This is a genomic window from Pseudomonas fuscovaginae SE-1, assembly GCF_000364705.1.
Lineage (GTDB): Bacteria > Pseudomonadota > Gammaproteobacteria > Pseudomonadales > Pseudomonadaceae > Aquipseudomonas > Aquipseudomonas fuscovaginae_A.
Window position 1 is genome coordinate 1 of the sequence record NZ_AQOH01000041.1, and the last position, 12,228, is coordinate 12,228.

General features: G+C 64.9%; 10 protein-coding genes. 1 reads left to right on the top strand and 9 read right to left on the bottom strand.

The annotated features are described in order from the left end of the window. Window positions 1-4 precede the first annotated feature (4 nt). The 9 genes from K675_RS0104910 to K675_RS0104950 form a co-directional block, all read right to left on the bottom strand. Complete coding sequence (locus tag K675_RS0104910; RefSeq protein WP_232434397.1) at window positions 5-742, bottom strand: hypothetical protein; 738 nt, start codon at window positions 740-742, stop codon at window positions 5-7. Continuing rightward, the gene (locus K675_RS0104915; protein ID WP_026144938.1) at window positions 723-2,357 is read right to left on the bottom strand and encodes a GspE/PulE family protein; all 1,635 of its coding nucleotides are present in this window, start codon (window positions 2,355-2,357) and stop codon (window positions 723-725) included. Before K675_RS0104915 ends, K675_RS0104910 begins: the two co-directional genes overlap by 20 nt. Window positions 2,358-2,361: 4 nt before the next feature. Then, window positions 2,362-3,540, bottom strand: a complete 1,179-nt coding sequence (locus K675_RS0104920) for a type II secretion system F family protein (protein ID WP_017902397.1) — start codon at window positions 3,538-3,540, stop codon at window positions 2,362-2,364. Then, window positions 3,537-4,019 (bottom strand): lytic transglycosylase domain-containing protein, encoded by a 483-nt coding sequence (locus K675_RS0104925; protein WP_017902398.1) that lies wholly within the window; start codon window positions 4,017-4,019, stop codon window positions 3,537-3,539. The genes K675_RS0104920 and K675_RS0104925 overlap by 4 nt, the downstream gene beginning before the upstream one ends. A gap of 21 nt (window positions 4,020-4,040) precedes the next feature. Next, complete coding sequence (gene gspG, locus K675_RS0104930; RefSeq protein ID WP_017902399.1) at window positions 4,041-4,478, bottom strand: type II secretion system major pseudopilin GspG; 438 nt, start codon at window positions 4,476-4,478, stop codon at window positions 4,041-4,043. Window positions 4,479-4,735: 257 nt separating this feature from the next. Further along, window positions 4,736-6,313 carry a lytic polysaccharide monooxygenase gene (locus K675_RS0104935; RefSeq protein ID WP_017902400.1) on the bottom strand — a complete coding sequence of 526 codons (1,578 nt, stop codon included), beginning with the start codon at window positions 6,311-6,313 and terminating at the stop codon, window positions 4,736-4,738. A gap of 106 nt (window positions 6,314-6,419) precedes the next feature. Continuing rightward, entirely contained in the window at window positions 6,420-6,911 is a 492-nt protein-coding gene (locus K675_RS0104940) for a hypothetical protein (protein WP_017902401.1), read from the bottom strand. Next, a complete protein-coding gene (locus K675_RS0104945) occupies window positions 6,898-7,281 on the bottom strand; it encodes a type II secretion system protein (protein ID WP_017902402.1) in 384 nt (127 codons plus the stop codon). The genes K675_RS0104940 and K675_RS0104945 overlap by 14 nt, the downstream gene beginning before the upstream one ends. Then, window positions 7,256-7,765 carry a prepilin-type N-terminal cleavage/methylation domain-containing protein gene (locus K675_RS0104950; protein ID WP_017902403.1) on the bottom strand — a complete coding sequence of 170 codons (510 nt, stop codon included), beginning with the start codon at window positions 7,763-7,765 and terminating at the stop codon, window positions 7,256-7,258. Before K675_RS0104950 ends, K675_RS0104945 begins: the two co-directional genes overlap by 26 nt. 1,150 nt (window positions 7,766-8,915) lie before the next feature. Between K675_RS0104950 and K675_RS0104955 the strand changes: the two genes are divergently transcribed. Beyond that, window positions 8,916-12,228 (top strand): alpha/beta fold hydrolase (locus K675_RS0104955; protein ID WP_017902404.1); only part of this gene is annotated, 3,313 nt, incomplete at its 3' end.

Here is a 12,228-nt window from a genome sequence, read left to right on the forward strand (position 1 = left end):
CGGTTCATCGGGCCTGCTCCGCCAGCCATGGATGCAGCGGCCCGAGCCAGCGCCAGGGGGATGCCGGGTCTGGCCCCGGGGCGACGATCAGGGTGTCGCGCTCTTCGACATCGCAAAGCACATCGATCCTCAGCAGCGCCTCGGGCAGGGCGGTCCGTTGGGCCACCGACAGCACGCAAACCTGTTCCATCCGACCCTGTCGGCCAAACAGGCAACTCACGGCGGCGGCCTCGTGGACAGCGAAGCGGTAGTCCGGGGGCAATTGCCGCCAATGGCGGCGCAGGGCATCGACCAGCAAGGGGGTACAACCGCCGAGCGGCAGGCGGTGGGCACGTAGCAACGCCTTGAGCGCATCCAGCCAATCCCGACTGACCGCCGCCGCCAGACGCGGCTGGCCGAAGGGTGCCGGGTCGACGGCGACCTGCCAGCGGCCGGGATCGAGATCGCCTTGCTGGCTGAACAGCGCCAGGGCGAAGCCTTGCCAGTCGAGGTCGCTGTACAGGCCCTCCTGCCAGGGCAGCAGTTGATAGTGCACATGGGGATAACCCAGCAGCAGGCGGGCCCGCTCCAGGTAGCCGAGCCGGCTGCGCGGCGCCCGCTCCAGAAGGCTGGCGACCGCACCCAGTGCCTCGCCGTGTTCCCGCCCCTGCCAGAGCGGGCCGTTCGGCCAGCGTGGGCGTGCGGCCCAATGCACCTCGTCGTGGGCCAGGAGCAGCACATGGTCAATAAAGAGAGAGGACACGGTGGACCTCCTGCAATGTGGTGTGCCCGGCGGCGGCGCTCGCCATGGCGATGTCGCGCATGAAGCGATGCCCCGACTGCCCGGCCAACTCGCGCAGGGCGGCGGCCGAGCGGCGTTGCAACAGGCCTTCCTTGAGCGCATCGGTCAGGGTCAGCACCTCGGCCAGGGCCAGTCGGCCGCGGTAGCCGGTGTGCCGGCAGGCCTCGCAGCCCTGGCCGACACGGTAGTGGCCGACCGTCGCGGCCGTTGGCAGGCGGGCCAGTCGCAGCAGTTGCGGGTCGGGTTCGCAGGCCACCGCGCACTCGCTGCAGACCCGCCGCAGCAGCCGCTGGGCGACCACGCCATTGAGCGCCTCGACGAAACTGGCCGGCTCCACCCCCAGGTAGTTGAAGCGCTCCAGGACGCTGAAGGCGCTGTTGGCGTGCACCGAGGACAGCACCAGGTGGCCGGTCAGCGCCGCCTGCACGGCGATGCCGGCGGTCTCGCCGTCGCGGATCTCGCCGACCAGGATGGTGTCCGGGTCGTGACGCAGGATCGAGCGCAGGCCGCGGGCGAAGGTCAGGCCCTTGCGATCGTTCACCGGGATCTGCAGCACGCCGGGCAGTTCGTACTCCACCGGATCCTCGATGGTGATGATCTTCTTCTCGCCGCTATTGGTTTCCGAAAGCGCGGCGTACAGGGTGGTGGATTTGCCGCTGCCGGTGGGGCCGGTGACCAGCAGCAGGCCGTAGGGCTCGCCGGCCAACTGGCGGATGCGGGTGATCGCCTCCTCGTCCAGGCCAAGGCCGGCCAGGCTCAGGGCCTCGCCGCGCTGGGACTTGTCCAGCACCCGTAACACCGCGTCCTCGCCGTGGATGCTGGGCATGATGGAGACCCGGAAATCCACGTCGCGCTGCTGGATGCGGGCCTTGAAGCGACCGTCCTGGGGAATGCGCCGTTCGCCGATGTCCAGCCCGGACAGCACCTTGAGCCGCGACAGTGCCTGTTCGGCGCTGTCGAGCCCGGCGCTCTGGCCGATCTGTTGCAGGACGCCGTCGATGCGGTACTTGATCACCAGGCCTTCCGGGGTGCTCTCGACATGGATGTCGCTGGCGCGGCTCTGCAACGCGTCAAACAGTATCGAGTTGACCAGCCGCACCACCGGGTTTTCATCGCGGGCCAGGCTGCTCAGGGATATCTCCGGAATCGCCTCGGCGACCCGCGCGTCCTCGTCGTCGCCGGCGAACGGTTCCATGACCCGCTGACGGGCCTCGGCCTTCTTCAACTGCGTCTCGACCACCCCGGGCAGGCTCATCGCCAGGGGCAGCGCGGCCAGTTCGGCGTGGGCCTGCAGCCACTGGCGCGCGTCGAGGGAAAACGGTGCGCCGAGCACCAGGCAGGGCTGGCCGTCGACCTCCAGCGGCAGTATCCGCCGGCCCAGGGCCTGGGGCAGGGCGAGCAGGTCGAAGCGCTGTCGGGCATCGAGTTGTGCGGCGTTCAGTGGCCTCAGACCGAGCAGTTCGGCGACGTCGTCCAGCTGCTCCGGCGCCTGTTCCAGCAGGCGTTGCAGGTACTGCGACAACGGGATTCGCTCCTGTCGTGCCTGCTGCTGCCAGTGCTGGCGGAGTGTGTCCATCGTGCTACCCCTGGATGGAGCCGGCCAGTTCGAAGATCGGCATGTACAACAGGAACACGATCAGCCCGATCAGGCCGCCGACCACCAGCATCAGCAGCGGCTCGAAGACCTTGCTGAACAGTTCGATGGCGCGCTCCAGCGCTTCGTCGTGGAACTGCGCGATGCGCTCGCACATGGCCGCCAGTTCGCCGCTCTGTTCGCCGACCCGCAACAGGCGCTCGGCCACCGGCGTGGTCAACTGGTGCCGGGCCAGGGTGGTGGAGAGCGGCTGGCCGGCGCGGATGTCGACCAGGCTGCGCCGCAGATCGCCCTGGCGTTCGGCCGGCAGCAGTGCACCGGCCATTTCCAGCGCCGACACGGCGGGCATGCCGCCCATCAGCAGCATGCCGGCGGTGCGGTAGAAGCGCGCGAGGATGAACAGGGTCCGCTGGGCGCCGAGGCTGGGGATTTTCCATAACTGGGTCATCAGCCCCTGCCTGACCGCGGGGTGGCGCAGCAGCAGGAGCAGTGCGGCGATCAGTGCCAGCATGGCGACCAGCAGCAGGCCGCCCTGCTGCTCGACCCGTTCGCCCCACCAGACCATCAAGCGCGCGGTCGCCGGCAGTTCGCTCATCGCATCGAACACCGAGGCGAAGCGCGGGATCACGAAAAACAGCAGGAACAACAGGATCAGCGCGCCAACCCCGAGCACCACCAGCGGATACATCAGCGCACTGCCGACGCGCTTCTTCACCGCTTCGAGGTGGGACTCGAAGTGGTGGTAACGCCTTAGCGCCACCGCCAGTTGCCCGCTGTGTTCGGAGGAGGCGGCGGTGGCCACCAGCAGTTGTGGGAAGATCGCCGGTCGCGCCTGCATCGCCCGGGAAAAGCTGTGGCCCTGGTACATCGAGTCCAGCAGTTCGCCCAGTACCTGGCGGTTGACCCCCGGCGTGGCCTTGTCACGCAGGGTTTCCACCGACTCCACCAGCACCAGCCCGGCATCGAGCAACACCACCAGTTCCTGGATGAACAGGTTCAGGGCAAAGCGCGCGCCGCGTCCCGGCCACTGGAACTCGCGAAGTTGGCGCAGTGACACGACCTGGGCATCGTGCAACTGGCGACGGGCTTCGGCGAGGTCGGCCGCCTGCAGCCGCAGATGGCGCAACTGGCCCTGGCGGATGACCCGTGCCTCGAACTGTTTCATGACCGGCTTCCGTTGCCCAGGGCGATAGCCCGACGCCGTTCCAGCAGGTCGGCGTAGTACGCCCACACCTGCCGGGCATAATGCTCGCGGCGGGTCTTGCGTTCGCTGGCGGTACCGGCGTTGTAGGCACCCACGGCCTGCCAGCCGTAGCCCAACTGCTGGACGAGGCGGGCGAGAATCCAGGCTCCGGCCATCACGCTGGTACAGGGTTCTTCCTGCAGGTTGCGCTCGGCGATGCCGAAGGCGGCGAGGGTCGGCAGATGGCGGCTGTTGATCTGCATCAGGCCGATGTCCCGGCTGCCATCACGGTTGTCGTGGCGCGCCCGGGGATCGAGCCCAGACTCGACCTGGGCGATGGCGTAGAGCAGCAGCGGGTCGATGCGGTAGCGCTCACCGGCGTCCTGGAAACAGTTGGCCAGGCCACCGGTCACGCTGAACAGGGTCGCCAGGGCGAGCAGGGCGGCGAGTGGCGGGTGCATGTTCAGGCCCTCCGCACGGCTTCAGAAGCCATACACGATGTCGGCGGCGGTACCATCGCCACCGGCCCTGCCATCACGGCCCAGCGAAATGATTTCGACCTCGTGGCCGGCACCGGGGTTCTTGAAAACGTAGGGGTTGTTCCACGGGTCGGCCGGTACGCTCTTGGCCAGGTACGGGCCATGCCAGCCCGGCTCGCCGGCCGGCCGTTCGACCAGCACGTTCAGACCCTGGGGCTCGCCGGGGTAGTGGCCGTTGTCCAGGCGGTACTGGTGCAAGGCGTCGGCCAGGGATTTCATCTGGCCCTTGGCGGTCTGGACCTTGGCCAGTTCGAGGCGATCGAACATCTTCGGCCCGACATAGCCGGCCAGCAGGGCAATGATCAGCAGGACCACCAGCAGTTCGAGCAGGGTGAAGCCGCGTGGGAGCGGTGCAGGGCGAAGCGGCGCGAAACCGTTCATGGGGGCCTCGACTGATGCGGACAGGAACGCGGTTACGGCTAACCTTCTTCCGGCCCTACATCAGGTGGGCACCACCGGCAGGTACACGTTGAACATGTCTTTGGGTGAATGACTGTATCTAACTCTAGTTCAAACCCCAGAAGCGCAAGGGCACACGGCTTATACCTCTTCACTATCAGGCGGCCGACCGATGCGCTTGCCGGGACATATGACGCTGCCCAACCACGGCAGCGTCATGCTCAGGGGACAGGGCGGGCTCAGAGCTTTTCCCAGGCTTCCTGCCAATGGACACCGGATCCCGGCGCGTAGGCCCAGGCCGCGCCGGCGCACCAGGCGGTATAGGGCCATGGCTTGCACTTGTAGTTGCCCCCGGCGTTGCTGACGATGTCGCCGGCCTTGTAGTTTTCGCCTTCCTTGTAGGCCGGATAATCGCCACCGCCGGACCCGGGCATCGCCGTCAGGCTCTGTTCGACTTCGCCACGCTTGCGGTTGGCGTCGTCCAGGACGGTCAGGCGCAGCGTGGTGGTCGAGGGCGTGGTGGTGACCGGCGCGGTGATGCTGAAGCTTTCCTGGATATTGCTGCCATAGCTCCAGCCGTGCGCCGGTGTCATCGACCAGGCATATCGCAATGGCGTGCCGTTGTAGGAGGTGGATCGCCTGCCACTCATGGTGAAGCGTTCACCCGCCTTGACCTCGGTTGGCCCGTCGATCACCGCCACGGGCGGCCGCTCATCGATCGGCCCGGGTACCTCACCACCAGCGGTGTCGACGGACATCTGCGTGGAGTTGCGGGCATCGCTGAGGTAGTTGAAGTTCTTGTAGACATCGCTGCTGTCGAAGACGATGTCGCCGTTGTCGTTGCGGTTGACCCCGACCCGGATCACGTCGCGGTTGCTGGCCAACTGCTCCGCCAACTGTTTGCCCCAGACCGCCGGCGCCTGATTGCTGGCCGTTATCGGCAACTTCAGGTCGACCACCTCGCTGACTTCGCGATCATGGCCGAAGACCCGATAGTGCACGGTGTCCCCGGGTTTCGGATCGATCCCGTTACCGTCGATGAAGACCTTCTCCTTGAACCACGGCGATGGTTGCGGCATGCCACCGAAGGTGATGTCGCTGCAGCCATAGAAACCTTCACCCACCGGATCGCGACGTTGCCACCAGGTGAAGAGCACGGCATTGCCGGTACGGCCGGGTGGTACCCGCACCTGGAACTGGAAGAAGCCGGTGGCGTCGCTGATCAGCGGGGGCTTGTTGCCCCAGTCCTTGCGGGCCTGGGTCAGTTCCTCGGTGTGCACCAGTTGCAGGTCGTCCCAGCGCAGGGGGCGCAGGGTGCTGTCATAGTCGGCGTTGCTCAGGTAGATCCTGACGAAGCTTGGCACATGGGCCGCCGTGGTAATCAGGCGTACGGCGATATTGCCGCTGGCGTCGGGCTTGACTTCGGTCCTGGTCCACTCCGGCATCGCCAGGTTCAGCACATCCATGCCCGGGCGATTCACCGAACAGATCTTGCCGTCGGGGACCTGCGTCTTGAGGAAGGCCTCGCCGCCGTCGGCATCGTTGTAGCGGCCGCCAATGTCGCGGTTGACTTCATTCCACTGGGTCGCGGCGTGGATCATCTGCCCGGCATGGCCGGGGGCGGTTACCGCGCGCCGACAGCCCTCGTCCTTCATCTTGTCGGCGGAGCCCCAGTAGTCGGCGTAGCCGCGGCACAGCGTCTGTCGGGAAACCGGGCTGTCCACCGCGCCATGGGCCCAGCCCAGCGCGGGGACCGCCAGGAGTGCCGCCAGTGCCCCGCTGAGCAGCGGGTGTGGCGGGAAAGGTCGTCTGTTCATGGTTCAGTCTCTATTCGAATTGGAAAAACGCCCCGAACCGGTCGAGGCCTGGTTTTCACTCAACGACTGACTGGGTGACCTGGCATGCGCACCTCCCACGTAGGTCCTACGTTCCTTTTGGAGGGTTACTCTGTCCAGGCCGGTACAGAAACTGCCACCCCTGATAACTGCCTTGCCCGCTGAAACTTTCCTGGCCATTGCGGAAGTTGCCCTGCTTGAGCGGCTCTCCCGGCGCCTGGCTGAACACGCCCATGACGGTCTCGCCGGGGCCGGCGATGATGCCCCACTCGACACCGGGCTGCAGCGGGTCGCGGTAGACCCGTCGCAGGTAGCGCCGCACTGTCGGCTGGCGGCGGTCCAGCAGCAGGTCGTCGAGGGACTTCGGGTACTGCTGGCCCACCTCGTAGTAGCGGCCGATGGCCCGGCGGATCTCCTCGCCCTGGGCCAGCAACTGCGCCTCGCGCTCGCGGCGCAGCAGGGTCGACCAGAGCGTTCCGGTCTCCAGCATGAGTACGGCGATGACCGCCACCGCCACCAGCAGGCCGATGAATACCGCGCCTCGCGGCCCGCGGATAACTGCGCGATCACCAACTGCCATAGTCCGTCCCATCCACCGCGCGTCCGGGCGCGCCGCTGTGCACGTCGCCGATGCCGCTGTCCTCTCCCCGTTGCAACTGCCAGGTGTCGTTGCGCCCAGTGCGCGGATCCCGCGGGACCTCGCGCAGGTAGCGGCCGCTGACCAGTTCTTCGAGGGACGCCGGGTTGCCGCCCTTGTCCTCCCGGTAGTGGTCCAGCGCCTGGCGGATCGATACCAGGTTGTGGCGCAACACGGTTTCCTGGGCCTTGGTGTGCTGGCGAAAGTACTGCGGCATCACCAGGGTCATCAGTGTGGCGATGATCGCCATCACCACCAGCAGTTCGATGAGAGTGAAGCCGGGGTGCCTACCAGGTGCTGTAGGGGCTGCCATTCAAGCCCTCCTTGTCGCTGCCCGACGAGACATCGAAGACGTCATCGCCTTCGGCCGGGTTCTCGGCACTGCTGCGATAGCTGCGCAGACGCCAGGTCTTTTCGGCGGGCTGGTCCGGGCAGTCGCAGAACGGATCACGGGGGATGCGCCGCAGGAAATGGATTTTTCCACCGGTGGGGTCGCGTTTATCGACGACGCCCTCGGTCAGCGCCGCCAGGGTCGGTGGATAACCGCTGGCGAGCAGGCCCTTGTCGACCCGGCCGTCCTCGGTGGCGTCCTTGTAGGCATCGATGGCGCGGCGGATTTCCCGCAACGAGCGTTGCAGGTCGGCTTCGCGTTCGCGCGTACCGACCAGGGCGGTCAGCGGATAGGCCACCGTCGCCAGGGTTGCCAGCAGAGCCAGGGTGAGCAGCAGCTCGATCAGGGTGAAACCGGCACCGGGCAGGCGACTGGGCGCTAGGGGAAACAGCGCAAGCGGCCACATGGGGATCGCACCATGCTGGATATCCTCGGGTAAATGCGTCAGGCCAAGACACCTTTACTGCAAGAACATGGCACGCTGTGCCAAGGAGTGTAGCTCAAAGTCCGACAGTGCCATTCAGGCCTTGTCGTGGGGCGATGGACACAAATGTCCACAGAGGCTGTTGGCCGATCTGTGGATAACGTGTTCGCGCATCGCTGCGGCCCGCTGAAATCAGCACCTGCAGCCGGTCGTACGAAAAATGATCAGTATAACCTACGGTTTCTATTGGCTTTTTCGTGTGGATAACGCGCCTGGGGTATTTACTTGAGTCCTGGTGTTTTCAACAAAGTCTGTTGGCGTCTTTGTGGATAACTTGTTCGCTATCCGACGAAGGCCTTATTCGGCAAGGCTTTCGATGGGTTGGTTAAAAAGTGATCTATTCGGCGGATTTCTTCGCTCCGAACCGGTGGGCGCTGTATTTTCTGCGGCTTTCAGCGGTTTTCCACAACGCCGTGACGATCTTCGCAAGTTGCGCACAAAGTCTGTTGGCCTTTCTGTGGATAAGATGTTTGCGATCGTCTACAGCCCACGGACCATGAGGTTTAGAGTGATTTGATCAAAAAACGATCAGTGCTCCGCGAAGTCGACCTTTTCGGATAAGTCACGGATTTTATTCAGATTCACCCAGTGACAAGGTGATGGAGAACGGCAGTTTCCCACATTTGCTGTGGGTCGCTCTGTGGATAAGTTGTTCGCCAAGCGCTACAGGCCCCGGTTTTCATCGTACCCAACGCTATAGATCAAATTTCGTACAGTTCTAATGTTGTTGATTGACACCCTATCGGTGAGCGTATTCACTAGTGGCATAAGGACACAACGCTATTCGTATCCATATCAGGTTCAGGGAGAACGCTTGATGGGTCGTCAATCTCACGCTTGTCCGTCGCCACTCCTCCATCGGCGTGCGGGATCCCGCACCGGCACCCTGATTCCCCCACGTATTCACCGCCACGCGGCCGATCAGCGCGCGCGTCTCCAGCGTCTGTTCCAGCCTGCCGTCGTCACTCGTTAGCACGCCGAGCCGGCGTGCGTGTTCGTCCGTTGCATCACCGTCTGTCCAGGTTGCGGCCACCGCAGAGTGGTCCGGCCTGGCCCCTGAGAGGAAATGAGCATGACTCGGATTTCGACATCCATCAGTGCAATCAAGGAGCATTACGACGTCATCGTGATCGGCTCCGGTTATGGCGGCGGTATTGCCGCTTCACGGCTGTCCCGTGCCGGAAAGCGTGTGTGCCTGCTCGAACGCGGGCGGGAGATCCGCCCTGGCGAATACCCCAACACCATGATCGCGGCGACGGAAGAATTGCAGGTCCATGACCCGGACGGGCATATCGGTTCGCGCACCGGTCTGTACGACCTGCACGTCAACGCCCAGCAGAACGTGGTGGTCGGCTGCGGTCTGGGCGGCACTTCGCTGATCAACGCCAACGTGTCGCTGGAGCCGACTCCGGAGGTTTTCTCCGATCCGCGCTGGCCCCAGGCAATACGCGACCATCGCGACACGCTGCTGGCCCAGGGCTATGCACGGGCGCGCGAGATGCTCAAGCCCAATCCCTATCCGGCCTCCGCCCCGTCCCTGGACAAGCTGGAAGCCAATCGCAAGTCGGCTGACTACCTGCAACAGAAGACGAATTTCTATACGCCGCCGATCAACGTGACCTTCGACCCGCTGCCCGACAACCTCAACCACGTCGGTGTCGAGCAACTGCCGTGCAACCAGTGTGGCGACTGCGTCTCGGGCTGTAACAACAAGGCCAAGAACACCACCCTGATGAACTACCTGCCGGACGCCTGGAACCATGGCGCGGAGATTTTCTGCCAGGCCGAGGTGCGTCATCTGGAACGCGACGGTGATGGCTGGATCGTGCACTTCCAGTACCTGGACAGCGGTCGCGAGAAGTTCTCGGCGCCGACCCTGTTCGTCAAGGCCGACATCGTCGTGCTGTCCGCCGGCACTCTGGGCTCCACGGAGATCCTGCTGCGTTCGCGCAACAAAGGCCTGTCGTTGTCCAACCAGCTCGGCGAGAACATGAGCGGCAACGGCGACATCCTCGGCTTCGGCCACAACTGCGGCCAGGCCATCAACGGCATCGGCTTCGGCAGCCACTCGGCCAAGGACCTGCAGCCGGTCGGTCCGTGCATCACCTCGATCATCGACATGCGCAACGATGGCGACTGGCGCAGCCACATGGTGATCGAGGAAGGCTCGATCCCGGGGGCCCTGGGCCGGCCGATGGTGCCGGCCATGGCCGGTTTCGCCGAACTGATCGGTGAGGCGACCGAGAAGGGCGTCAGCGCCGAACTGCATTACAAGGCCCGCGAGGCCGAGAGCTTCCTGCGCGGTCCGTACCATGGCGCGCTGCATAACATGCAGACCTACCTGATCATGAGCCATGACGATGGCAAGGGGCGCATGGTGCTCGATGACAAGGATCAGTTGCGCATCGACTGGCCGGGTGTGGGCGAGCAGGAGAACTTCAAGCTGGGCAACGAGCGCCTGCGCCAGTCGACCAAGGCCCTGGGTGGGGTCTGGGTGCCGAACCCGATCTGGACCCGGCTGCTGCGGCACAGCATCGTCTCGGTGCACCCGCTGGGTGGTTGCGTGATGGGCGAGGATGCCGGGCAGGGTGTGGTCAACCACAAGGGTCAGGTGTTCAGTGGCGCCAGTGGCAGCGAGGTGTACCCGGGGCTGTACGTGGCCGATGGCGCGGTGATCCCGACTTCCCTGGCGGTCAACCCGCTGTTGACCATTTCCGCGGTCAGCGAACGCAACATGAGCCTGCTGGCGGCCGACCGTGGCTGGGTCATCGACTACAGCCTGCCCTCGGCGCCGCGCAAGCCGGTGGCGCCGCCGACCCTCGGCGTGCAGTTCACCGAGACCATGAAGGGCTATTTTTCCAGGGATTTCACCCAGCCCCAGGGCACCGACCTCAAGGTCTACGAGGCGGCGGCGAAAAGCGGCCAGGCGCAGAACTCACCCATCGAGTTCACCCTGACGATCACCGCGAACGACCTCGACCGGATGATCAAGGAGCCCCAGCACGCCGCCACCCTGGTCGGCACGCTCAACGCCCCGGCGCTGTCACCGTATCCGCTGACCGCCAGCAACGGCGTGTTCAACCTGTTCGAGCAGTATGAGCAGCAGGTTGGCGTACGGCACATGAACTACGACATGAAGCTGACCGCCGAGGATGGTCGCGACTACTATTTCAGCGCTTTCAAGACCGTGCCCGAGGACCATGGCCTGCTCAATATCTGGCCGGACACCAGCACCCTCTATGTCACCCTCTACCAGGGCCCGGACAAGACCGGCCCGGTGATCGGCTCCGGGGTCATGCATATCAAGCCGGCCGACTTCGCCAAGCAGATGACCACCATGAAGGTGCTCAACGCGCGCAACGAGCGCGAGCGCATCGAGGCCCTGGCACGCTTCGGCAAGTTCTTCGCCGGGATTCTCTGGGAAAGCTACGGCGGGGTCTTCGCCGGCGACATCTACTTCAACCCGGATGCGCCGCCACGGCACAAGCGGCCGCTGGACGCGCCGGTGCCCACGGTGCATTTCTTCGAGACCGAGGATCGCGTGCAACTGCGCCTGACCCGCTACCAGGCCGGCAGCAAGGGCCCGGTGATGCTGGTGCACGGCCTCGGCGTGGGCTCGAACATCTTCTCCACCGACACCATCCAGACCAACCTGCTGGAGTATCTGTGCAAGCACGACTATGACGTCTGGCTGCTGGATTTCCGCGTCAGCATCCTGCTGCCGGCGAGCAAGCAGGAGTGCAATGGCGACCAGATCGCCCAGTACGACTTCAAGGCCGCCATCGCGCAGATCCGCGAAGCCACCGGCGCGGCGGACGTGCAGTGCGTGGTGCACTGCTACGGCGCCACGACGTTCTTCATGGCGCTGCTGGCCGGGTTGGAGCATGTGCGCTCGGTGGTCTGCTCGCAGATCGCCGCCGACACGGTGGTGGCCACGGCCACCGGGATCAAGGCCGGCCTGCACCTGCCAGGCGTGCTGGATGCGGTGGGGATCAAGTCGCTGACCGCCTATGCCGACACCAAGGAAAGCTGGTTCAACAAGCTCTACGACAAGGCCCTCAACGCCTATGCGCGGGTCGAGGCGCAGGGCTACTGCACCAACCCGGTCTGTCACCGGATCACCTTCATGTACGCCTCGCTGTACCGGCACGACACCCTCAACGAAACCCTGCATGACAACCTCCACGAACTGTTCGGCGAGTCGAACATCGAGACCTTCGAGCATCTGGCGCTGATCTGCCGCAAGGGGCACCTGGTGGACTTCAAGGGCCACGACGTCTACATGCCGCACTTCGACCGCCTGGACCTGCCGATCTGCTTCATCAGCGGGGCGGACAACCAGTGCTACCTGCCGCAAAGCACCGAGAAGACCTACGAGCGGCTGG

Bases quoted from the DNA above. Each gene is read 5' to 3' on its own strand.
- gspG (WP_017902399.1), bottom strand. From the start codon at position 4,478: ATGAACGGTTTCGCGCCGCTTCGCCCTGCACCGCTCCCACGCGGCTTC.
- K675_RS0104940 (WP_017902401.1), bottom strand. From the start codon at position 6,911: ATGGCAGTTGGTGATCGCGCAGTTATCCGCGGGCCGCGAGGCGCGGTA.
- K675_RS0104915 (WP_026144938.1), bottom strand. From the start codon at position 2,357: ATGGACACACTCCGCCAGCACTGGCAGCAGCAGGCACGACAGGAGCGA.
- K675_RS0104950 (WP_017902403.1), bottom strand. From the start codon at position 7,765: ATGTGGCCGCTTGCGCTGTTTCCCCTAGCGCCCAGTCGCCTGCCCGGT.
- K675_RS0104945 (WP_017902402.1), bottom strand. From the start codon at position 7,281: ATGGCAGCCCCTACAGCACCTGGTAGGCACCCCGGCTTCACTCTCATC.
- K675_RS0104935 (WP_017902400.1), bottom strand. From the start codon at position 6,313: ATGAACAGACGACCTTTCCCGCCACACCCGCTGCTCAGCGGGGCACTG.
- K675_RS0104920 (WP_017902397.1), bottom strand. From the start codon at position 3,540: ATGAAACAGTTCGAGGCACGGGTCATCCGCCAGGGCCAGTTGCGCCAT.
- K675_RS0104925 (WP_017902398.1), bottom strand. From the start codon at position 4,019: ATGCACCCGCCACTCGCCGCCCTGCTCGCCCTGGCGACCCTGTTCAGC.